The sequence below is a fragment of the Pedobacter steynii genome (assembly GCF_900103665.1).
GTDB classification, from domain to species: domain Bacteria; phylum Bacteroidota; class Bacteroidia; order Sphingobacteriales; family Sphingobacteriaceae; genus Pedobacter; species Pedobacter steynii.
The window spans coordinates 923,708-947,289 of the sequence record NZ_FNGY01000003.1; the positions used below are offsets into that span (position 1 = coordinate 923,708).

Genomic DNA, 23,582 nt, shown 5'->3' on the forward strand with positions numbered 1-23,582 from the left:
GATTCATATCAGCGGTATATATTAAAGTCATTGAAATAGATCTCAAAAAAATGGGAGGAGTGAAATTATACTGGAAAAAATATAGGAAAGCAATTGAACATGTTATTCCGGTGGAAAATCAGTTTACACTTTTCCGGATCAGCTCCTGGCGGGTCATGTTATTCAGGAATACAATTACGTATTGTCTTCCTGTAAGCCTGGTTGGACTGGTTCTTTTTCTGATCCATGAATTCATGACAGGGAGGGTATTCTTCCCTGTATTTATGGTTATTGTCGTGATATTGCTTATGGGTTTTGTAATAAATAGAAAAATTGAGCTGGATTACAGAATGGTCATTGTGGTCATCCTTCTGTATCTTATTGCCTTAATTTACCTGATTTTTGTAGGTTCTGATGGACCTGGAGCGCTTTATTTACTGATCATCACTTTTTTTACGGCGATGATTTTTCCACCAAAGGCAACCTATATTCCCCTGATCATTAATACCTTGATCTGTATCGGAATTGGTCTGGTCATTAAATTTCATATTTTTCCCACCCCACTCTCGGATACCTATGACCTTACTTTATGGGTTGCGTATTCAGTAAACCTGATCTTCGTCAGTTTTGTAAGCGTCCTTATGATCAGCAGCATCCTGAATGGATTTGAGAAGACGAGGATAAAGGAGGTGATGTTGTTAAAAAAACTGGACGCCTCCGAACGGTACTACCGGAATGTTTTCGATTCCAATCCAGTTCCTATGTACATTTTTGAACTAAATACCGGAAATTTCTTAAAGGTGAATGATGCCGCTGTTAAAAAGTACGGATATTCTAAAGAGGAGTTTCTATCGATGAACATCACGAAAATAAGGCCGACTTCAGAAATCAGCAAACTGATGGACATCTTCAGCACGATTAAGACCCGGACCTATTCCGGCATATTGACGCATATGAATAAAGAAGGACAGTCTTTTCCGGTAGAAATAGATACCAATATCGTCAGTTTAGATGGTGTTGATGCCAGATTAGTATTGGCAACAGATGTATCAAAACGTGTCAATTATGTACGTATGATTGAGAAACAAAATCAGGATTTCAAAGACATCGCCTGGATTCAAAGTCATAAAGTACGCGCCCCATTAACAAATATCATGAGCCTGACAGAAATGATGCTTCAGAATCCGCACGGAGATCATATCGATTTACTATACATGCTTAAAGAATCCACGACGCAATTAAATGAGACCATTGAGTCTATCGTTCATCAGGCGGAGGAAAATCAAATCCCGCCAGAATAAACAGGGCTAAATAAAAAATTATTAAACAAAAAACACAAGGATTAACGAACCAATAAATATATTCCAATGAAAAGATTTTATCTGATAGATGACGACTCTATATTCGTTTTTTTGACCAGAAAAACATTACAGGTTGCCAATCTAAGTACCGACCTCACCGTCTTTGAAGACGGGCAAAAAGCTTTACTAGACTTAGAACTGAGTGCAAATCAGCCTGGACTATTGCCTGACATTATATTTCTGGATCTCAACATGCCTGTATTGGATGGCTGGGGCTTTCTGGATAAGTACCAACAAATGGCACCTCTGATGAGTAAAAAGATCGCCATTTATATTGTGTCATCTTCCATCTCTCCTTCGGAACTGGAACGTTCGCAGGGCATTCCTGTGGTCACAGATTTTCTCACCAAGCCATTAAGCCGTTCAAAGTTTGTAGAAATCTTTGAAGAAGCATAAATAAAAAAAGGGTGTTGCTTTTGTCTGAACAAAAGCAACACCCTTTTCTGATGCCAGAATTTCTCTATTTTAAACTCGATATCTGCGCTTTGACATAATCGATTAAAGAAATGATGTCTTTACGTAAAGGTTGAACAACCAATACCTTCTGAAAATCAGCAATTGAATTGTTGAATAAAGCGACTACAGCAGCCTTTTCAGTTGATTTCTTGATCTTATAAGATTTATAGATACCATAATCTTTATAGGCCAGTGCTCTGTTCTGCAACAATTGGGTATCTTCTTCCCCGTTAATCTCGATTCCTTTAGTAAAATCTCTAATTGCAGAAAGATAGAAGCTCTCTCTGATTTGATTTAAAGATTCTTTAGGATCATTGGCTACATTTAACCTGGCCTTACCTCTATAGTAATAGGCAGAATTATCTGAGGGTTTCAAGGCAATTAAGCGGCTATAGGTTGCGATTGAATTTTCAAAATCACCACACTGGAAATAAGAATACCCTAACATTTTCAATACAATTGGATTGTTAGGATTTTTTGTATCTGCTTTTTCTAATTGTCCTACCGCACCTTTAAAATCGCGTTTCATCATGGCATCCATACCCAATTTATCATAACCGCTACTTTGTGCGATACTCAGCTGGGTAGAAAAGACAAATAATAATAAGATGACTTGCTTGGAATACTTCATTAAGTTTTATTTAAAAAAAATAAATATATTTAGATTTAGTTCAATACCCTAATAAAATCTACAAAACGTATTTATTAGGATTATTGGGATAAAGATATTTCTAGGCAACTATCATACCATTTACAAATATTCCTTTTAAACGCTAAATAATTGAAAATATGATGAGGGGAGAAATTATTGTTCTTTTTCCCAAAGAAACAGCAGACAATCAGACCTGTTTTTAAGCCCCGAAGGAAATAGCCCTGACTTTTTAACAGGGAAAAGAAGGTATCAGTGTTTTGGCACAAGAGTTGAAAATATGGATAGTTCAATATAATTAATAATTTCGTAAACGACATGCTGTCAGATTGTCGTTTTTATTTTAGAAAGACTTACTTAAATGAGTAAACAAGATCATTTTGATTTTAGCAATGCACTACCCATCATAAATGAAGATACAGAATTCTTTCCCTTGATGTCTCAACAAGACGAAGATGAAATGAATAATGAAGAGACTCCTGAGATCCTAGCAATTCTTCCATTAAGGAATACCGTGCTATTTCCAGGAGTGGTCATTCCGATTACTGTTGGCAGGGATAAATCCATAAAACTTATAAAAGAAGCATACAAAGGTGATAAAATCATTGGTGTTGTTTCTCAGCGCGATGTTTCTATCGAGGACCCAACGTTTGAGCAATTGAATAGCGTAGGTACCGTGGCACACATCATTAAGATGCTGCAGATGCCCGATGGAAACACTACCGTGATCATTCAGGGAAAACAGCGTTTCCGTTTAATTGAAGAAGTTCAGTCTGAACCTTATATTAAAGTGACCATCAGCAAATTTGAGGAAGGCAAACATAAGGCAGACAAAGAATTTAAAGCAATGGTGGCCTCGATCAAGGAGATGTCTTCTCAGATCATCCAGTTATCGCCGAATATTCCAAGTGAAGCGGGAATTGCACTAAAAAACATTGAAAGCACTTCTTTCCTGATCAATTTCATCTCTTCAAATATGAATGCGGATGTTTCTGATAAGCAAAAGATGCTGGAAATGACCAATCAGCGCGAGCGCGCAATGATGGTCATGGAGCTGTTAACCTTAGAGCTTCAAATGCTGGAGTTAAAGAACCAGATTCAATCTAAAGTTCGTACTGATCTGGATAAACAACAAAGGGATTATTTTTTGAATCAACAATTGAAAACCATTCAGGAAGAACTGGGTGGCAATTCATCTGATCTGGAATATGAAGCTTTACAGATTCGTGCCAAGAAGAAAAAGTGGTCCGATCCGGTAAAAGAACATTTCAACAAAGAACTGGATAAGCTGGGAAGAATGAATCCTGCTGCGCCGGATTACTCGGTACAGATCAATTATCTGGAGCTTTTGTTAGACCTTCCATGGAATGATTTCACTAAAGACAATTTTGACCTGAAACGTGCACAACGCGTATTAGATAAGGATCATTTTGGCTTAGAAAAAGTGAAACAACGTATTATAGAATACCTGGCTGTGCTAAAGCTGAAACGGGATATGAAGGCCCCTATCATTTGTCTGGTAGGCCCTCCGGGAGTTGGTAAGACTTCATTGGGGAAATCTATCGCGAAAGCATTAAACCGTAAATATGTACGGATGGCATTAGGAGGTATCAGAGATGAAGCTGAAATCCGCGGCCATAGAAAAACATATATTGGTGCAATGCCAGGCCGTATTATTCAGTCTATCAAAAAGGCTGGAGCAGCGAACCCTGTATTTGTACTGGATGAGATTGACAAAGTAGGTTCTGACTTTAGAGGGGACCCTTCCTCTGCTTTATTGGAAGTTTTAGACCCTGAGCAAAACAGTGCCTTTAATGACCATTATGTAGAAGCAGATTATGATCTTTCCAATGTACTTTTTATTGCGACTGCAAATTCATTAAGCAGCATCCAGCCGGCATTATTGGACCGTATGGAGATCATTGAAGTGAACGGTTATACCATAGAGGAGAAAATTGAGATCGCAAAAAAATACCTGTTGCCTAAGCAAAAGGAACAACATGGGATCAAAACAAAAGACATCAATCTGAAAAGCGCTTTAATTGAGAAAGTGATTGAAGATTATACCAGAGAATCCGGAGTTCGGGGTCTGGAAAAAAAGATAGGATCACTGGTTCGTGGTGTGGCGACTAAGATTGCCATGGAAGAAAGTTATGAACCTAACCTGACTCTAGAGGATGTGGAACGCATTTTAGGTGCGCCGATTTACGACAAAGACCTTTACGAAGGAAATGAAGTTGCCGGTGTAGTTACGGGACTTGCCTGGACACAGGTAGGTGGTGATATTCTGTTCATTGAAGCCAGCTTAAGTCCTGGTAAAGGAAAGTTAACCCTGACAGGAAACCTGGGGGAGGTGATGAAAGAGTCGGCAGTGATAGCGCTGGCTTATTTACGCGCCCATGCAGACTTGTTTAACATCGATTATGCCTTGTTTGACAATTGGGATATCCATGTGCACGTTCCTGCGGGAGCAACACCTAAAGATGGACCATCTGCGGGGATTACGATGCTAACGGCATTGACTTCCGCTTTTACCCAGCGTAAAGTAAAATCAAACCTGGCGATGACGGGTGAGATCACGCTAAGGGGGAAAGTACTGCCTGTAGGAGGCATTAAGGAGAAAATTCTGGCGGCAAAACGTGCCAATATTAAAGACATCATTTTATGTAAATCCAATAGAAAGGATATCCTGGAAATCAAGGAAAGTTATATCAAAGATTTAAACTTCCATTATGTTTCTGAGATGAAGGAAGTGATTGAGCTGGCCTTAACAAAGGAGAAAGTGAAAAATGCACAGGACCTTAGTGTAAAAATTAAGCCGATTGCAAACTAAGTTGTTTTTTCTTAATATTGCGCCACCAAACAAACAAAAATGAGAAAATTAACATTAGTTTTTAGTCTGCTGTTAGCAGTGCTAAGTGTACAGTCCCTTTTCGCACAGCAGAGCACCACAACTGCACCTGTTACTGCAAGGGCACAGAACATCTTCATTGAACTTGGCGGTCAGGGTTTAACTTTTACTGCGAACTATGACTCCCGTTTTTTCAATAAGAGAGATGGTTTAGGCGGTAGAGCCGGTATTGGTTACTTCTCTGTTGACGGAGACAAAGTGACTACTGTTCCGCTTTCCTTAAACTACCTGCTTGGAAAAGGGAACAAATTCTTCGAACTGGGACTTGGTGCAACGTATATTTCGACCAGCGGTGATGCTGAGGTACTTTTCAACAAGAATGAAAGTAATGTGGTTGGAACAATGAGTTTCTTTTACCGGGTTCAACCGGAAGATAGTGGCTTCTCCTTCCGTGCAGGTTTAAGTCCTGTGTTCAGCAAAGATTTCTTTTTACCTTATTACGGTGGTCTGAGTCTTGGTTATACTTTTTAAGAATAAAAAATACGATATTCAACTCCGGCAAATCTGCCGGAGTTTTTTTTTAGAAAAATAATAATGAAAGCATTAAATAAAGTACTTCTCCCCTTCTCTCTGATCTATCTGCTTGCTGTAAATTCAGCCGACGCACAAACCTTCAAAAATGAATTTGGCTTTAGCAGCGATAACGATTCCTATTTACTTCAGGGCTCGGATAGATATTACACCAATGGCTTGTTTATTAACTTTCGTCATGCTTTAGATCAGCAAAAGCTCAGCGAAAAGCTGGAAAAGAAAACTTATGAAATTGCTGTTGGTCAAAAAATGTACAATCCTTACTCAGGTTCGGCACCAGACCCGGCAAAGCAAGACCGCCCTTTTGCAGGGTATCTGTACGCTGAAGGAGCCATGAACTGGTTTTATAAGAATGAAAGTATTTTAAAAGCCGGTGTGCAAATTGGTGTAACTGGTCCGGCATCCCTTGCCGAAAAGGGACAGGAAGTCCTGCACAATACTGTTGGCTTCTATAAACTTGAAGGCTGGGACTATCAGATTAAAGAAGAAATGCAAGTTAATCTTTCCGCAAAATACACACGGTTATTACACCGCTTTGACAGCAAGGCCGCAGATTTCTCCTTTGAAGGTTATGCAAATGTAGGAACAACCTTTAGTGGTGCTGGTGCAGGCATCTTATTCAGGGCTGGCCGAATTAACCAGCTTTTTAATGCTGCTTATACCAATTCGATGATCGGAAACAATTCAAAGACGAAAGGATTGGTGAATAGCGAACTGTTCTTCTATGCCAAACCGCAGCTTAACTTTGTCGCTTATGATGCGACGATACAAGGGAGTATGTTTAATGATAAAAGTCCGGTAACCTTTGGAGCAAAACCAGTGGTTTTTGCACAGCAGCTAGGATTTAATTACAGCAGTCAGCGTTTTACCTTTGATTTTGGCATGTTGTTTAAAACCAAAGAAGTAAAGAGCAGTGCCAAAGCGCACCAATATGGCACGATCAGTATGTTTTACCGGTTTAATTAACCGCTATATTGTTTAATCAAGAGAAGGACGCTTACGGAATTCCTTTTTTGCGGATACGGATTGTTTATCTGCCAATCTTTTTCTAATTACCGATTTAGGGGTTTTCGTAGGCTTTCTTTTTTTCTGAATGTGCAGTGCTGATTTGAGCAGGGCGATCAATTTAAGGATCGTGCGTTCTTTATTCATCAGCTGGCTTCTATCTTCCTGCGACACGATATGCAGGTTTCCTTCCTGATCCAGGCGATGGGCAAGCCGCTCATGCAAAAGCTCACGCTCTTCTTCCGTAAAAATCCCGGCAGAATCAATATGGAGGATCAGCTCTACTTTACTGGAAACCTTATTTACATTTTGTCCGCCTTTTCCACCACTACGGGATGTTTTAAAGGTCACTACTTTAACGATATCTTCTTTAACAGGTAACATAGCTGCAAAAGTAATAAAGAAAACCGGTGACAAATAAAAAATGATTTAAAACAATTCCCTAAAATATTACCTTTGCACTATATGAGAAAAAACCTGGTTGTAGCTATAGATGGCTATTCATCTTGTGGAAAGAGTACATTGGCGAAAGCATTAGCAAAAAAACTAGGTTTCATTTATATAGACAGCGGTGCGATGTACCGTGCAGTAACGCTTTATTTCATTCGCAATCATGTAGACATGACGGATACTGAAGCGGTCAAAGATGCCCTTCAGCATATTGAACTGAATTTCCATTCCAGGGATTATCAGTCGCACATCACTTTAAACGGAGAAGAAGTTTCAGATGAAATCAGGCAAATGCCGGTTTCTGAAAATGTAAGTGAAGTTGCTGCAAACAAATTTGTCCGCAAAGACATGGTGAAGCAGCAACAACGCATGGGAAAATCAAAAAACATCGTCATGGACGGCCGTGATATCGGCACCACCGTATTCCCGGATGCGCAGATTAAATTCTTCATGACAGCAGATCCAAAGATTCGTGCAGAACGTCGTTTCAAAGAATTGCAAAGTAAAGGAGATCTGACAACCACTATGGAAGATGTCTTTGACAACATTGCACACCGTGACTATTTAGATACGACCCGTGCAGAGAGTCCGCTAACCCGAGCAGAAGATGCCGTAATTTTAGATAATACGGAAATTACAGAGCAGGAACAACTTGATTTTGCGATTGAACAAGTGAAGCTCCATTTCCCGGAATAAGTAGATTTCCCCTTCTCCTTTTTCTATCTCCCCTCTCCTCAAAGGATGCTTTTCTTAAACATCCCGTTTTGATGTATTCAGTAAATTTTACCATTCCTGGTATTTATTTTTTCTTAAACAACCCTCTTATCATTGTTTTTCTGTCAATATTCAGTTACAAAAGGACAGATTACCTAAACATTACAATTCGATGTTTTAAGTAAAAAATACGTTTAATACTTTTGTTTAACAATTTTGTCAAACTAAAAAGTATATGTCTACCCGAGATACAGGTACAGAACAATTAATTAGAGACACGGCCAAGCATTTGTTTTTTGCCGAGGGCAAATTACATGCAACAACGCAGGAAATTGCTGATGCAGCCGGGGTAAACCGCACCCTGGTGAATTACTATTTCCGCTCCCGTGACATTCTCTTCGATCAGGTATTTAATGAGGCACAGGAGGTCTTCTCCTCGACACTGGACGAGGTTTTTGAATCCAGTATGCCCTTTAAAGAGAAAATCAGGAATCTGATCAACGTATTTATTGAGGAAACTACTCAATATCCCTATCGTCAGCTTTTCATCATCACCGAAATGAACAGAGATCTGGTGCTTTATTCCAAAAGATCCAGGGTGAATAAAGTGAAGAGCTTTATCGAGGAAATCCAGCTGGAAATGGACAATGGAGAACTTAGAAAAATGGACCCTAGACAGTTCATTATCAATTTGTTCTCCCTGATGGCGCACCCTCTGATTACCGCTCCGTTACAGCAAGCCATTTTTGGCATGAATGATGACGAATACGCAAAACTAATGGAAGAAAGAAAAGAATTAATTTTTGAAACCATTTTCCGATAAATAAAAGCAAACCCTCCAATATCCATAACAATGAAACATACCATTCAATCACTATTATTACTTCCAGCAGTACTGATCCTTAGTTCTTGCGGAGGTGGTGCCCCTCAAAAAGGCGGCGCGCCTGGCGATCAGGTCAAAGAATTTAAAGTATTAGAGCTTCAGCCCCGCGTGGCGGTATTGAATACAGATTATCCAGCCAGCGTTCAGGGACAGGAAAATATAGAAATCAGACCCAGAGTAGATGGCTACGTCGAGAAGATATTTGTAGACGAAGGTTCTGTAGTCAAGAAAGGACAACTGCTCTTTAAAATCAACGCTCCTCAATATGAGCAGGAAGTACGTACCGCTACCGCAAGCATCAAAAGTGCTGAGGCAGAAGTAAGTTCTGCGAATATGGCGGTAAATAAAGTAAAGCCACTGGTAGAGAAAGATATCGTCAGCAAATACGAGTTGGAATCTGCTCAATATACCTATCAGGCAAAAGTCGCTGCGTTGGCACAAGCTAAAGCGGCCCTTTCCAATGCCAGAACAAATCTTGGCTACACTTCCGTAACCAGTCCGGTAAACGGCGTTGTTGGTGCCATCCCTTTCCGTTTAGGAAGTTTGGTGAGTGGCAATAATGCGGAACCTTTAACTACGGTATCCAGCATTGGGAATGTATATGCCTACTTCGCATTTAATGAAAAATTATTGCTGAACTTCTCCAAAGAAGGTGAAGGCAGCAATCTGGCGCAGAAGTTAGCTAAGTTACCTCCGGTTTCCCTGTTACTTTCCGACGGTACCTTGTATGAACTGAAAGGGCGTATTCAAACCATTACCGGACAAATCAATACGGCAACAGGATCGGCGAATGTACGTGCGACTTTCCCTAATCCTAAAGGACTTATCCGCAGCGGGGCAAGTGCAACTGTAAGGATTCCTAATCAAATCAAAGAAGGTTTACTGATCCCTCAAAGTGCGACTTACGAATTACAGGACAAACGTTTTGCGGTGGTCGTAGACAAAGATGGAAAAACCAAAGGTGTGGCCATTACTGTATTACAAAACACAGCAGGTAATTTCTATGTAATTCAGGACGGATTAAAAGCAGGCGACAGGATTGTTCTGGAAGGAGTAGCTACACTTAAAGATGGCACCCCAATTAAAGCAACTGCGACAAGCGCAGAAACTGTTTACGCAGACCTAAAATAAGAAACAGATATGTTTAAGCAATTTATACAGCGCCCAGTGCTGTCGACCGTGATCTCCGTGATCATCGTCATACTGGGACTTTTAGGGTTACTTGCGTTGCCCATTTCACAATACCCTGATATTGCGCCACCAACGGTTCAGGTTTCTGCTTCCTATACCGGAGCAAATGCAGACGTTGTACTTAAGAGTGTGATTATTCCGCTCGAAGAGCAGATCAATGGGGTGGAGAACATGACTTACATGACCTCTACTGCTACGAATGAAGGATCGGCCAATATCAATATCTTTTTCAAAGTAGGAACAGATCCCGATTTAGCTGCTGTAAACGTGCAGAACAGGGTGTCCAGGGCAACCAGTTTATTGCCACAGGAAGTTACACAAGCAGGGGTTACCGTGACCAAGAGTCAGAGTAGTAATCTTTTGATTGTTGCCCTAAACAGTGAGAACAAATCTTACGATCAGACTTTTCTTCAGAACTATATCAAGATTAACCTGGTTCCCCAGATTCAAAGGGTAACAGGTGTTGGTAACGTGACCGTATTTGGTTCAAAAGATTACTCGATGAGGATCTGGCTGAAACCAGATGTGATGGCACAATACAGCCTTATTCCTGCGGATATATCAGCCGCTTTGGCAGAACAAAACATTGAGGCTGCACCCGGTAAATTCGGAGAAAACGGAAATGAATCTTTTCAATATGTAATTAAATTTAAAGGAAGGCTGACAAAAGCCGCTGAATTTGAAAACATCATTATCAAATCAGCGGGTAACGGACAATTATTACGTCTGAAAGATGTGGCACGGGTAGAACTGGGTTCTTTAACTTACTCCTCTAACGTTGTGACCAATGGTTTACCATCGGTTGCCTTTGCAGTAAGTCAGACTCCCGGATCAAATGCCAGAGACGTCATCAATCAGTCTAAAAAAATTCTCGATGCTGCTGCTAAAGATTTCCCTAACGGAGTGAAACATATCTATCTGGTGGATGTGAACGAAAACCTTGATGCTTCCATTGAAAAAGTAATTCATACCCTGATAGAAGCCTTTATTCTGGTATTTATTGTGGTATTTATCTTCCTTCAGGATTTCCGTTCTACTTTAATCCCGGCGATTTCAGTTCCGGTGGCGATTGTAGGTACGTTCTTCTTCCTGAACTTATTTGGATTTACCATCAACTTACTGACGCTCTTTGCCCTCGTTCTCGCAATTGGTATCGTAGTGGATGATGCAATTGTGGTCGTCGAGGCCGTCCATGCCAAATTAGACCAGGGTTACAAATCGGCCAGAAAAGCAACTGTGGATGCTATGGGAGAGATCTCTGGTGCGATCATTTCCATTACATTGGTAATGGCCGCGGTATTTATTCCTGTAACTTTTATTACCGGATCAACCGGGGTATTCTATAAGCAATTCGGGCTTACCCTTGCTGTAGCGATTATTCTATCTGCAATCAATGCCTTGACTTTAAGTCCGGCTTTATGTGCGATTTTATTAAAGCCGCACGCAGATGACCATAAACACAGTAGTTTTATCCAACGTTTTTACACCGCTTTTAACGTTGCATTTGACAATGTAACCAGCAAATACAAACGTTCCATTCAGTTCTTTTCTGTAAAGAAATGGATGATCATTGCCTCAATTGCGTTTTTTGGAATTGCATTGGGTTATATGATGAAAACCACACCTTCCTCTTTCGTTCCTTCGGAAGATCAGGGAACTATTTTTGCCAACATCAGCTTGCCTCCATCCGCATCGATGGAAAGATCTGAAGTAGTGACTAAGTATGTAGATAGTCTTGCAAACTCCATTCCTGAGGTTAAAAACACCTTGAGGATTGTAGGACAAAACTTTACAGCTGGTCAAGGTAGTGCTTATAGTATGGTAATTTTGAAACTAAAAACATGGTCCGACCGCGACCGGAGTGTAGACCAGGTGATCGGGGAACTTTTCGCCAAGACCTCAGGAATACGTGATGCGAAGATCTTCTTTATTGCTCCCCCTACTATTCAGGGATTCGGACAGAGTGGAGGATTTGAGTTCCAGCTTCAGGATAAAGGCGGGCATAGCATTCAGGAATTGTTTAAAGTAAATACCGACTTCCTTGCCGCATTGTCAAAACGTCCGGAGATTCAATATGCCCAGACGTCCTTCAATCCTAACTTCCCGCAATATATGCTGGACATTAACCTGGAGAAATGTAAAGAAGCAGGAATTACCGTAAACTCAGTATTGAATACTTTACAAGGTTACTATGGTGGATTATATGCCTCAAACTTTAACCAGTTTGGAAAGCAATACCGCGTGATGATTCAGGCAGATGCCAATTATCGTAAAAATCCTGAGGGATTGAATAAGATCTTTGTCAGGAATAGTAAAGGTACAATGGCCCCGATTACCGAGTTTATCCACTTAACAAGGGTATATGGTCCGGAGTCGATCACCAGGTTTAACCTTTTCAGCTCTATTGCAATCACAGGAGCACCAAATCCAGGCTTCAGTTCCGGAGATGCAATCAAAGCGATCCAGGAAGTTGCAGCGGAGTCTTTACCTGCAGGTTATGGTTATGACTTTTCTGGTCTGACCAGGGAAGAGCTTGCTTCAGGTAGTCAGACTGCATTTATCTTTATCTTATGTCTGGTATTCGTTTACTTCCTGTTGAGTGCGCAATATGAGAGTTATATCCTGCCATTCGCGGTGTTACTTTCTGTACCATTCGGTTTAGCAGGTGCCTATATTTTCTCGATTGTATTTGGCCTGAACAACAGTATTTACCTGCAGATCTCCCTCATCATGCTGATTGGTCTATTGGCCAAGAACGGGATTTTGATTGTGGAGTTTGCTTTAGAGCGAAGACGTCACGGTCTACCCATCGTACAATCTGCAGTAGAAGGAGCCGTCGCTCGTCTGAGACCGATTCTAATGACTTCCTTCGCCTTCATCTTTGGATTGGCTCCATTGATGATCGCTACCGGAGCAGGTGCTGTAGGTAATAAATCTATCGGTACAGGTGCTGTGGGCGGGATGCTGATCGGAACAATTCTAGGGGTATTTGTGATTCCTGTATTGTTCATCATCTTCCAGACTTTACAGGAAAAAGTGAGTGGTCCTCCGCATTTGAAAAAGCACGATGACGATGATCCGAATCCGATCGACCCTGCTTTAGCGAAAAAGCTCCCAGTGATTTAAGTTCATATATCAGAGAAATACAATGATTCAGACATATAAAAAACAGCTTTTCACCCTGGCAATTGCAGCTACAGTATTTGCATCCTGCAAGGTGACCAAGACTTACGAGAACCCCTCGCTGAAAACAGCCGGATTGTTCCGTGAGCAGACAGCTACAGATACCATTACCATGGCGAATACGCCATGGAAAACCCTTTTTGCCGATCCTTTATTATCGGGATTGATTCAGGAAGGTCTTGACCAGAACCTGGATTTGAAAAATGCCTTACAAAACATTGTACAGGCACAGGCTACCTTACAACAAAGTAAGGCTGCTTTTCTTCCATCGTTATCATTGGATGCCAATGTAACCAGGTCAAAGCAATCTGAAGCAGGCTTAAATTTTCCTCCGGGAATTAACATCAATACCCTGACCACGACCTACAAAGCCCAGCTGAGTACCAGCTGGGAAGCGGACATCTGGGGCAAACTGAGCAGCACTAAAAGATCTGCTTTAGCTGCTTACTTCAGGACTGACGCGGCCAAGCGGGCTATTCAGACGCAATTGATTGCCGACATTGCCAACAATTATTATAACCTGCTTGCTTTAGACAGGCAACTGGAAATTACTCAGGAGACTTTAAAAAGCAGGATTGCTGGTGTAGAAACCATGAAAACCCTGAAAGAAGGCGCCGTCGTAAATGGTGCTGCCGTGGTTCAGAGTGAGGCCAGCCGTTATGCCACAGAAGTAACCATTCCTGATTTGAAAAGAACGATCAGAGAAACGGAAAATGCACTTAACATTTTATTGTCAAGAGCTCCAGGTTCGATCAGCCGCAGCAAGCTTGCGGATCAAAGCCTGAGCCCTGATGTTAAAATTGGTGTTCCTACGCAGCTATTGGAAAATAGACCTGATGTTCAGGGTGCTGAATTTGCTTTCAGAGCAGCATTTGAAAACACGAACCTTGCCCGTACTTACTTCTACCCTTCTTTAACCATCACGGCAGCGGGAGGACTCTCAAGTCTGGACATCAAGGATTTCTTTAGCAAATCTATCTTTTACAACCTGGTTGGCGGTTTAACACAGCCTATCTTTAACAAGGGTTTAAATAAACAAAGGCTGGTTACGGCTAAATCTGCTCAGGAACAGGCCTTAAATACTTTCCAAAAAACCCTATTGGTGGCCGGACAGGAAGTATCCAATGCGTTGTATACTTATCAGACTGCGGTTGAAAAGGAAGAAGCCAGGGCAAAGCAAATTGCAGCTTTAGAAAAATCAGTAAATTATACTCAGGAATTACTGAGATATAGTTCTGCTACAAATTATACTGATGTATTGACTTCAGAACAAAGTCTTTTAGCCGCTCAATTGAGTGGAGTGAATGACAAACTACAAAAATTACAATCTGTAGTTAATCTCTACCGAGCGTTAGGCGGAGGCTGGAAATAGCCTTTTTTAAATCATAGCAAGGGGGATTTCTTAACAGAAATCCCTCTTTTTTTGGATCAGGATTTTTAGCTTTTCCATGCAGGAAAGTTCTGACTGTTTTCTCTTCCTGTCAAATCGCTGAGATTAAATGATTTTTTACGTAATATTGAACGCATGAATATCCTGATCGTTGAAGATGAAAAAAACTTAGGACTGGAGATTGCCGAATTCCTTGGTAAAGAAGGCTATACGATAGAACATGCCTGGAAAAAATCCTCAGCCGAAGAGAAAATATTTGTAAATACTTACGATTTTATCCTGCTGGACCTTGGCTTACCCGGAGGAGATGGATTTGAACTCCTCCATCAGCTCAAACAACTTAAAGATCGCGAAGATGCCGTGATTATTCTTACGGCCAGAGGCGATGTAGAAGACCGTATTAAAGGATTGGAAGCCGGGGCTGATGATTACCTGCCCAAGCCTTTTTCTTTAACAGAACTGCTGGCACGCATGCATGCCATCATCCGGAGAAAACATAAACTGGAAATGAATGAAGTAAACATCCACAACTTCATTCTGGACATTAAAAACCATAAAGTGAGTTTTGAGGGGCAAAAAATAAGCCTGACTGGCAAAGAATTTGAGATTTTCAATTACCTGGTATTGAATAAAGACCGGGTGATTTCAAGGATCAATCTTACTGAACATGTTTGGGGGGATATCCTGGAAATCAATTCCGACTCCAACTTTGTGGACGTTCATGTTAAAAACCTACGCAAGAAACTCTCAGGTCACGCCCCTATTGAATGGTTTGAGACCGTCAGGAGTATTGGCTACAGAATAAATTCCGGTAAATAAGGACTGATGATGAAACTGCAACTAAAACTGGCTCTATACAATACGCTGACCAAAGTTGCGATCATCACTATGATGGGCATCTTAATCCTGGTTTCCATTAACAGAATTTCTGTAAATCACATACATCAGCGGCTGATTCAGAAAAAGAACAAACTCATCACCAACCTTTCCAGCGTAAAGATCAATGACTTGTTAACTCAGCAAAAGACCTTTACAGACTACAACCTTCTGAAAGAAGAGTACATCATTTTAAAAGAAGTAAAAAACAGCGACACTTCAAAACTGAAACATTATTTCAGTCAGGAGAGCAGGGAGATTGAGGGTAGCCAGGAAGAATACCAGATCCTGAGTGCCGAGTTTAAATATGGGGGCAGGCGATATTTGCTGGAATTGGGAGAAACGATGTCTACCGTAGGCCAGTTAGAGCATACCATTTCTGTATTTACCTTTCTCATTCTCCTGGCAGCAGTCATCCTGACCTTACTGACAGATCTTGCTTTCAGTAAATTTTTACTCGCACCTTTTTACCAGATCATTGATCAGAAACTCAATAAGGTGAACGATCCCATCAGCTTCAACTACGAGCCTGTAAAGACGACAACCGAAGATTTTAAGATCTTAGACCAGAGCATCAGTATCCTGATGAATAAAATCGCCGACCTGTTCATCACCGAGAAAGAATTCATTGCCAATGTTTCTCATGAGCTCCTCACCCCCATCTCTATTTTGAATACCCGTCTGGAAAATCTACTGAATGATGAAAAATTAAGCCCTGAAGGAGAAAACAAGGTTTTTGCCTGTTTAAAAACCTTAAACAGGCTTAAGTCGATTATTAACAGCTTATTACTCATCTCAAAAGTAGAAAACAACCAATATAAGAAACCAGACAGCATTTCTATAAAGGAGCTCGTTCATGAAGTTTATGAAGAGCTGGAGCACCGCCTGATGATGATGGAGCTGAAATTTACAATTAACTTATCCGAAGATCATCATTTTACAGGGAACCGGTCCTTATTCAACACCTTATTGATGAACGTGGTCAATAATGCGATTAAGTATAACTTACCTTCGGGAAGTGTTAGCATTTACGACACCTATATAGACAAACACTATGAACTTATTGTAGAAGATACCGGCCAGGGAATGGACCTGAATGAGGTGCAGCATGCTTTTCAGCGGTTTGAAAAATTCCAGTCGGAAAAGGAAGACAGTCATGGTCTGGGGCTTTCTATTGTCCGGAGTATTGCTTCTTTCCATGATATTGAAATCGAAATTGAGTCGGAAAAAGGGAAGGGAACACGGGTAATCGTTATTTTTCCTGAAAAAGATTAGTCCCTCTTCCATCTTCATGAAATCTTCATGTTTGATATGCAACTTTGATCTAACAAATCACATTAAATATTAAAAAACATGAAAAGAACAATTTTAGCGTTAGCATTAGTTGCAACAACTTTCGGCGCATTCGCACAAACTCCAGCTGCTACTGCAAAACCTGTAGCTCATAAAGTAAAAGCAACTAAAAAAGCTGAAGTAAAAAAAACAGAAGCAGCTAAACCAGCTGAAGCAGTAAAAACTACTCCTGCAGCAGCTCCAAAAGCACCAGCAAAACATAAATAAGGTCTAACCACCTCGTTAAGAACTATAGCCTAAGAGGATATCCAACCATGGATATCCTCTTTTTTTTGTATTTTGTGAGCAACCAAACACAACTTGAACCCAATCATGAAGACAACCTTATTAATCCCTATCCTTTGCTGCTTTATTATTTCTAGCTGTAGTACAACAAAACGCCAATCTAAAGAAGCTCATGCTGAACGAGATGGATGGATTTCCCTTTTCAACAAAAAAGACATTAAAGACTGGTTTGTAAAGATCCATCACCATGGGATAGATGAGAATTTCGGCAATACATTTCGCGTAGAAGATGGCATGGTGAAAGTGAGGTATGATCAGTATGGCGATTTCAACGACCAGTTCGGTCATTTATATTACAAGGTCCCTTACTCCTATTATCACCTCGTGGTGGAATACCGTTTCGTAGGCGAACTTCAAAAAGGGGCGCCATCCTACACCCTTCGAAACAGTGGTGTAATGTTTCATTCTCAGGACCCACGGACGATGCTTAAAGAACAAGACTGGCCGATATCTGTAGAGATGCAGTTTCTGGGTGGTTTAGGAGATGGAAAACCAAGGCCAACAGGCAATATGTGTTCGCCGGGAACGAATGTTGTTTATCAGGGAAAACTAGCTGCGTCTCATTGTCTTAACTCCAGTTCAAAGACTTACGATGGAGATCAATGGGTACGTGCAGAACTGATTGTTCTTGGCGATTCTCTGATTACCCATATCATCAACGGAGATACGGTATTACAATATTCAAAGCCTCAGATTGGAGGAGGAGTGGCAAACGGATATGATCCAAAAATGAAAATAGACGGGAAGTTACTCAGCAACGGCTATATCGCCCTGCAAAGCGAAGGACAACCTATAGATTTCCGCAAGGTGGAACTTAAAGATCTGTCGGCACTAAAAGAAAAAGCTAAACGCAGGTAACCTGTTAGAAATATTCTGCAAGGTAAGGAGTTCTGCAATTCTGTCTCAGCGTTTTCAAAGCTCTGTCTTTTAACTGTCGGATCCTTTCCTTGCTCAAATTAAATACTTCCACCATATCATCCAGTGTTAATGCAGTATGGTTATCCAGGCCAAAGAAAAGGGTGATGATCCATTTTTCCCGTTCCGGCAAAACGCCCAATGTGCGGTTGAGGTCTTCACTCAATGACTCCGTCATCATTAATGCATCGGTATTAGGCACGTTGTCGTTAGCCAGGGTATCCATCAGGGTAAAGCCACTTTCTTCGTTGGTGGTCATATCCAGAGAGTAAGACAAGGGGGCACTGGACAAATAATCGGCTACTTTTTCCTGAGAGAGCTCAGTAGCAACAGAAAGCTCCTCATAAGTAGGCAACCTTTCGAGCTTTTGTTCTAACAGGTCAGCGGCTTTATTAATTTTAATAATTCCCAGCACCTGATTTCCAGGGAGCCTGATCATTCTTTTCTGATCGGCAAGGGCCTGCATAATGCTCTGACGAATCCACCAAACTGCAAAAGAAATGAATTTGAAACCTTTGGTATCGTCAAAACGGTGTGCTGCTTTAATCAGGCCCAGATTTCCTTCACTGATCAGGTCGGCCAATTGCAGACCTCTGTTCTGATATTTTTTTGCGACAGAAACGACGAAACGTAAATTGGTTTTCACCAATTTATCCAATGCCACAGTATCTCCTTTTTTTATCCTTTTGGCCAGGCTCAATTCCTCATCAATGCTGAGGAGGTCTATCCTGCCGATATCTGTCAGGTATTTATCGATGGAATCTGTGTCTCTGTTGGTAATGGATTGCGCGATCTTTAACTGTCTCATACAGATTCACTTTGTGCTAGTTCAACCTCTTTATTTTCTTTTTCGAAATCATTCATGCAGTTTACCAGAACTTCCACACTTGAAATCGGCAATGCATTATATAAGGATGCCCTGAAGCCACCCACCGAACGGTATCCTTTCACACCGACCACTCCTCTTGCAGCAGCGAAATCAAGGAATTCCTGTTCCAGAGATGGATTCTTCATTTTAAAGGTGACGTTCATTCTTGACCTGTGATCCGGATCTGCAAGGCCATAGAACAATGGATTGCGGTCAATTTCCTGATAGAGTAATATTGCTTTAGCAATATTCTCTGTTTCAATCTGTGTTACGCCTCCTTTTTCTTTTAACCACCTTAGGTTTAACATCGCCACATAGATAGAGAATACCGGAGGTGTATTAAAAAGAGAACCATTGTCCCTGTAGATGCGATAATCCGACATGGATGGAACCTGGCGTTGTATTTTTTCGAGCAAGCTATCTTTCACCACGACCAGCGTCATTCCTGCTGGTCCCATATTTTTTTGTGCCCCTGCATAAATCAGGTCAAAGTCTGCCACGTTTACCCTTCTGCTGAAAATATCAGATGACATATCACAGATCACCGGAACACTCGTTGGCGGAAAGCTGAACATTTCAGTTCCTTCAATTGTATTGTTAGAAGTATAGTGGAAATAGGCAGCATCTTCCGGGATTTCATATCCAAGAGGGATATAGTTATATCCTTTATCTTTTGAAGAGGCCACAATATCGACCTCGCCAAACAACAAGGCCTCTTTAATTGCTTTTTGAGAGAAGTATCCACAATCCAGATAAGCGGCCTTTCTATCCTGATGAAGGAAGTTCATAGCAAGCATAGAAAACTGAGTACTTGCTCCTCCCTGCAAAAAGAGAATGCTGTAACCTTCGGGTACTTCCAGCAATTCCTTTACTAAATCCCCGGTTTCTTTCATTACCGCTTCGAACTCCGGAGTACGGTGTGAAATTTCCAGAATACTCAGGCCAATGCCATTGAAATTCCTGACAGCATCTGCTGCCTGATCTAAAACGTTAGCAGGTAAGATACAAGGCCCGGCTCCGAAATTGTGTTTGATAATTGTTGTCATTAGTTGCAGTTGATTGCTCCAAAGTTCGGAAGGTCAAAACAGATATCTAATTTTTCCACTACATTCAGCAAATTTTTCTGTTTTGACTATTTCAAACCATACAATTTTTGGTAGGCAATTATTATCCATCCATCAGGCAAAATATAATTTCCCTACTATCCTATTTTTTAGAGAGTTAAGGTATTATGTACACTATCCTTAATGCGGGAAGGGCCAAATGTTTCATAAAAAATAAATAATACTATATTTGAGCGGAATAACGTTATAAAAATATACACTAAGCTAGAAATTCATTCGCTGAACAATGTCTAAATTAGATCCTACACATCTTGGAATTTTACGCCTGTTACAGGAAGATGCCAGAATGACTCATAAGGAGTTGGCAAGAAGGTTGAGAAAAAGCGTTTCTCCAATTTTTGAAAGGGTAAAATGGCTCGAACAAAATGGCTATATCAAGGGATACACGGCATTGGTAGATTTACAAAAGAGTAGCAACAGCATCATTTCTTATACTCATATTCAGATGAACGACCATTCTGAGGAAGCTTTGAGTGCTTTCCAAAGAGAAGTTGTTCTTTTTGACGATGTCAGAGAGTGTTATTACATCACTGGAAATTTCGACTTTATCCTAAAGATTGTATCCCCGGATATGAAAGGTTATAATGATTTCCTGCGTGGCCAGTTGTCTAAATTACCCAATGTAGGAAGTGTACAGAGTTTCCTGGTCTTATCCGAAGAGAAAAGAGATACGACTTATAAAATATAGCTCCGGATATAATGATGTCATCACCGCTTTGATCATTTGCCGGGATAGGAAAAAGAAACAAAAGTACAAACGTGATTCGCAGGCCAACAAGGCTTTACTATTAATTAAAAATAGAGAAAAGAGGGGGTATTTGAGACAAATTTTCTTAATTTGCATCTTATAAAGAGATCATGATATGGTACAGGTAGGCCTTTTATTAACCAACAAATACCGTTTACTTAGTGTCGCAGCAATTTTAGACGTGTTCGATACAGTTAACAGTCATTATGAAAATAATGGAGAAGCTCCTTTCTTCAAGATCAATCTGATCCGGAACGGAAGTTCAGCTTATGAGGGTGCTTCTTTTGAAAAGTATTCCTCTCTTTCCTTAAACGAATCCGGACAACAAGACCTGGTTTTAATCCCTGCATTTGACGGTGCAGACCTCAACTCTTCTATCCATAACAATCTGGAGTTTTTACCCTGGATGCAACAGCAATATAAAAAGGGAGCAGAACTTGCTAGTTTTTGTACAGGCGCATTTTTACTGGCTGCCAGTGGCCTTTTAAATGGCAAAAATGCCACAACTCATGTCAATGCCAGTCAGGCTTTCTCTTCCAGTTTTCCGGATGTTTACTTTCAACCTGATAAAGTGGTTACCATTGACAAAGGAATCTATACCAGCGGGGGCGCAACGAGTAGTTTTCATCTGATGCTGACACTCATTCACAATTATTGTAACCGTAATCTGGCCGTTCATATTGCAAAGATTTTTGCGATCGACATGAACAGGGAACAGCAAAGTTATTTCGGGACTTTTCATCCGGCTAAAGATCATGGCGATGAGCTGGTTGTTAAAACACAGCTTTGCATTGAAAATGCCTATAAAGAAGCAGTCACTATTGAGGATATCTTACAGCAGATTCCATCCAGCAGACGTAATATTGTACGTCGTTTTAAACAGGCTACCGGAAATACGCTGATCGAATATTTACAGAAAACCAGAATAGAAGCTGCCAAAAAACTATTGGAACAAACCAATTTCAGCATTTTAGAAATCATGCTCCATTCCGGTTATAATGACTTAAAGACATTCCGGCAGCTTTTTAAGAAAAACTCCGGAATGACTCCTAAAGATTATCGGGATAAGTTTAAGCCGAAAGCTGCATAGCAGGTTTCTGTTTTACTTTTTTAGTCTTTTTCTTCATCTTATTCAACCAGATCAAAGTTCCGGTAATGGGTAAGCTTGTGGCAATCAGACAGGCAAGAAAATAAATGATTTTTGTAAACATACCGTACACATCTCCCAGATGTAATGCTTTAATCGAGCCAGAGATGCGCTCATTAAATGGTTTATCCTTAAATACCTCTATTTTTAGTACCCCAGCTGTGTATTGATCTAATAACAATTTATCTCCTGCCGAAGGTGCAAAAAAACCAACCTTATTTTTTGTGATGGCAATTGCTGAGATAGAATCTTTAGGCAGACTAATGCTGTAATCTCCGGGATAAGGTAGCACTGCATCTGCTTTTTTCAGATAATCTGCAATGTTTAGTGGCGCTCCGGCTGTGCCCGCTTTAATCACTGAAACCGGATCTTTTGGTGGTTCAAAGCCTTCCGGCTGATAAGTACCTAATGTTTTACGCAAGGCCTCTCGATACCAGGGGAACGACCATTGAGGTCCTGTGATGCCCATCAGGAATAAAAAGATGCAGGCGTAAAAACCCAGACTATTGTGCAGGTCATGATTGGTTCTTTTCCAACTTCCTTTCCATCTCACCTTTAAACCCTGTTTCCATGATTTCAATCTTTGTGGGAACCAGATGACCATTCCTGTGATGACGCCAAGTGTAAAAAGGATCGTTGCCGCACCGGAAATATAACTGCCTAATTTTCTGTTTTCCAATTCTCCGAAAACAGGCTTTTCGATTTTATCTAAAAGCAACCATCGGTGGAGACTAAACATGGTCTTCATAAAAGAAGCGGCAGTACTTTTTGTTTCTGAGATATTGCCGATCACTTCTCCCGTATATTGGTTCACGGCAAAAGCTGAGGGGCGTTTTCCTTCAGCAGGTTTATCTTTTCCAGCTTTCCCTTTCTCTGCTTTATCTTTTTCTTCTTTATCTTTTTCTTCTTTAGCCGGAGCCTTCGCGGCTTCTCCTTCTTTTTTCTCTTCTTTCATTTTCACCATGAACTGATAAGTCCGGTTAGGATCGGAAGGGATTTTTACAGAAACAACTTTTCCGCCAGTATTGGCTTTCACTTTTCCAATAAGTTCTTCAATAGGTAAAGCCACCGCTCCTGCTGTATGTCCTACTTTATATAACTCCGGAGTTGACATTTCTTTGACTTCCGTATTAAATACATAAAGTGTTCCGCTGAGACAAACTACAATGACAATAATTCCACTGGCTAATCCCAGCCATAAGTGAATGTCATTAAAAAGTTTACGTGTGATCTGCCAGGCAGATCTTGGTGTTGATTGTTTCATTTAGGCCTTGTGTTTTTTGCAAATTTAGTATAATTCCTCAATTATTAAGAACTAGTCTAAATACTTAAGGAATTACTTAGTATATGGTTACCTGAACCTATACAAAATGGAGCAGGCAAAAGCGATGGACTATAAACATGCCTCTCATTTCACGAGCGCCTTTCAAAAGTACTTTGGCTATCTGCTCCATAAGATCAAAATGTTGATGCTGGTATTTGACCCGGAATTTTATCTGGTTTTATTCCCGATATCCTGATAATCGCGTGTTTTGTAGACAATCTGTTCTAAATCAACAACAT

The 23,582-nt window shown here is 40.6% G+C and carries 22 protein-coding genes; 17 read left to right on the forward strand and 5 right to left on the reverse strand.

Annotation, left to right across the window (positions count from 1 at the left end; translation table 11 throughout):
• Positions 1-59 precede the first annotated feature (59 nt).
• The gene (locus tag BLQ87_RS12050; protein ID WP_176832992.1) at positions 60-1,280 is read left to right on the forward strand and encodes a PAS domain S-box protein; all 1,221 of its coding nucleotides are present in this window, start codon (positions 60-62) and stop codon (positions 1,278-1,280) included.
• Between the two features lie 66 nt (positions 1,281-1,346).
• On the forward strand, positions 1,347-1,736 hold the full coding sequence (locus BLQ87_RS12055) for a response regulator (protein WP_074606794.1): 390 nt from the start codon (positions 1,347-1,349) through the stop codon (positions 1,734-1,736).
• Between the two features lie 64 nt (positions 1,737-1,800).
• Here BLQ87_RS12055 and BLQ87_RS12060 read toward each other — a convergent pair whose 3' ends face one another.
• Complete coding sequence (locus tag BLQ87_RS12060) at positions 1,801-2,427, reverse strand: tetratricopeptide repeat protein (RefSeq protein WP_074606796.1); 627 nt, start codon at positions 2,425-2,427, stop codon at positions 1,801-1,803.
• 379 nt (positions 2,428-2,806) lie between these two features.
• Here BLQ87_RS12060 and lon point away from each other — a divergent pair, with 379 nt between their 5' ends.
• The 3 genes from lon (at position 2,807) to BLQ87_RS12075 (ending at position 6,853) form a co-directional block, all read left to right on the forward strand.
• A complete protein-coding gene (lon, locus tag BLQ87_RS12065) occupies positions 2,807-5,278 on the forward strand; it encodes an endopeptidase La (RefSeq protein ID WP_074606798.1) in 2,472 nt (823 codons plus the stop codon).
• Between the two features lie 39 nt (positions 5,279-5,317).
• The gene (locus BLQ87_RS12070) at positions 5,318-5,827 is read left to right on the forward strand and encodes a hypothetical protein (protein WP_074606799.1); all 510 of its coding nucleotides are present in this window, start codon (positions 5,318-5,320) and stop codon (positions 5,825-5,827) included.
• 63 nt (positions 5,828-5,890) lie between these two features.
• On the forward strand, positions 5,891-6,853 hold the full coding sequence (locus BLQ87_RS12075; RefSeq protein WP_074606800.1) for a lipid A deacylase LpxR family protein: 963 nt from the start codon (positions 5,891-5,893) through the stop codon (positions 6,851-6,853).
• Between the two features lie 12 nt (positions 6,854-6,865).
• Here BLQ87_RS12075 and arfB read toward each other — a convergent pair whose 3' ends face one another.
• On the reverse strand, positions 6,866-7,276 hold the full coding sequence (gene arfB / locus BLQ87_RS12080; RefSeq protein WP_074606802.1) for an alternative ribosome rescue aminoacyl-tRNA hydrolase ArfB: 411 nt from the start codon (positions 7,274-7,276) through the stop codon (positions 6,866-6,868).
• Positions 7,277-7,357: 81 nt separating this feature from the next.
• Here arfB and cmk point away from each other — a divergent pair, with 81 nt between their 5' ends.
• The 9 genes from cmk to BLQ87_RS12125 all read left to right on the forward strand — a co-directional run bounded on the left by cmk (position 7,358) and on the right by BLQ87_RS12125 (position 18,075).
• Positions 7,358-8,038 carry a (d)CMP kinase gene (cmk, locus tag BLQ87_RS12085; protein ID WP_074606804.1) on the forward strand — a complete coding sequence of 227 codons (681 nt, stop codon included), beginning with the start codon at positions 7,358-7,360 and terminating at the stop codon, positions 8,036-8,038.
• A gap of 253 nt (positions 8,039-8,291) precedes the next feature.
• Positions 8,292-8,879 (forward strand): TetR/AcrR family transcriptional regulator, encoded by a 588-nt coding sequence (locus BLQ87_RS12090; protein ID WP_074606805.1) that lies wholly within the window; start codon positions 8,292-8,294, stop codon positions 8,877-8,879.
• Between the two features lie 30 nt (positions 8,880-8,909).
• Positions 8,910-10,070 (forward strand): efflux RND transporter periplasmic adaptor subunit, encoded by a 1,161-nt coding sequence (locus tag BLQ87_RS12095; RefSeq protein WP_074606807.1) that lies wholly within the window; start codon positions 8,910-8,912, stop codon positions 10,068-10,070.
• 9 nt (positions 10,071-10,079) lie between these two features.
• Positions 10,080-13,256, forward strand: coding sequence for an efflux RND transporter permease subunit (locus BLQ87_RS12100; RefSeq protein WP_074606809.1), 3,177 nt, complete (start codon positions 10,080-10,082; stop codon positions 13,254-13,256).
• 22 nt (positions 13,257-13,278) lie between these two features.
• On the forward strand, positions 13,279-14,685 hold the full coding sequence (locus BLQ87_RS12105; protein ID WP_074606812.1) for an efflux transporter outer membrane subunit: 1,407 nt from the start codon (positions 13,279-13,281) through the stop codon (positions 14,683-14,685).
• Positions 14,686-14,838: 153 nt separating this feature from the next.
• On the forward strand, positions 14,839-15,522 hold the full coding sequence (locus BLQ87_RS12110) for a response regulator transcription factor (protein ID WP_074606814.1): 684 nt from the start codon (positions 14,839-14,841) through the stop codon (positions 15,520-15,522).
• Positions 15,523-15,528: 6 nt separating this feature from the next.
• Positions 15,529-16,854, forward strand: coding sequence for a sensor histidine kinase (locus BLQ87_RS12115; RefSeq protein ID WP_245723845.1), 1,326 nt, complete (start codon positions 15,529-15,531; stop codon positions 16,852-16,854).
• A gap of 78 nt (positions 16,855-16,932) precedes the next feature.
• The gene (locus BLQ87_RS12120) at positions 16,933-17,139 is read left to right on the forward strand and encodes a hypothetical protein (protein WP_074606819.1); all 207 of its coding nucleotides are present in this window, start codon (positions 16,933-16,935) and stop codon (positions 17,137-17,139) included.
• A gap of 105 nt (positions 17,140-17,244) precedes the next feature.
• Positions 17,245-18,075 (forward strand): 3-keto-disaccharide hydrolase, encoded by an 831-nt coding sequence (locus tag BLQ87_RS12125; protein WP_083361817.1) that lies wholly within the window; start codon positions 17,245-17,247, stop codon positions 18,073-18,075.
• A gap of 4 nt (positions 18,076-18,079) precedes the next feature.
• On the opposite strand, the gene BLQ87_RS12130 is transcribed toward BLQ87_RS12125, so the two are convergent.
• Both BLQ87_RS12130 and serC read right to left on the reverse strand, forming a co-directional pair.
• Positions 18,080-18,940, reverse strand: a complete 861-nt coding sequence (locus BLQ87_RS12130) for a sigma-70 family RNA polymerase sigma factor (RefSeq protein ID WP_074606821.1) — start codon at positions 18,938-18,940, stop codon at positions 18,080-18,082.
• Positions 18,937-20,046, reverse strand: a complete 1,110-nt coding sequence (gene serC, locus BLQ87_RS12135; protein ID WP_216857745.1) for a 3-phosphoserine/phosphohydroxythreonine transaminase — start codon at positions 20,044-20,046, stop codon at positions 18,937-18,939. The genes BLQ87_RS12130 and serC overlap by 4 nt, the downstream gene beginning before the upstream one ends.
• 304 nt (positions 20,047-20,350) lie before the next feature.
• Between serC and BLQ87_RS12140 the strand changes: the two genes are divergently transcribed.
• Positions 20,351-20,812 (forward strand): Lrp/AsnC family transcriptional regulator, encoded by a 462-nt coding sequence (locus BLQ87_RS12140; protein ID WP_074606824.1) that lies wholly within the window; start codon positions 20,351-20,353, stop codon positions 20,810-20,812.
• Positions 20,813-20,987: 175 nt separating this feature from the next.
• Positions 20,988-21,962, forward strand: coding sequence for a GlxA family transcriptional regulator (locus BLQ87_RS12145; protein ID WP_074606826.1), 975 nt, complete (start codon positions 20,988-20,990; stop codon positions 21,960-21,962).
• On the opposite strand, the gene BLQ87_RS12150 is transcribed toward BLQ87_RS12145, so the two are convergent.
• Positions 21,943-23,283: a PepSY-associated TM helix domain-containing protein gene (locus BLQ87_RS12150; RefSeq protein ID WP_074606828.1), complete on the reverse strand. Its 1,341-nt coding sequence runs from the start codon at positions 23,281-23,283 to the stop codon at positions 21,943-21,945. The two genes, BLQ87_RS12145 and BLQ87_RS12150, sit on opposite strands and share 20 nt — an antisense overlap.
• 106 nt (positions 23,284-23,389) lie before the next feature.
• Between BLQ87_RS12150 and BLQ87_RS33750 the strand changes: the two genes are divergently transcribed.
• Positions 23,390-23,539 (forward strand): hypothetical protein, encoded by a 150-nt coding sequence (locus BLQ87_RS33750; protein ID WP_172664742.1) that lies wholly within the window; start codon positions 23,390-23,392, stop codon positions 23,537-23,539.
• Positions 23,540-23,582: the final 43 nt, after the last annotated feature.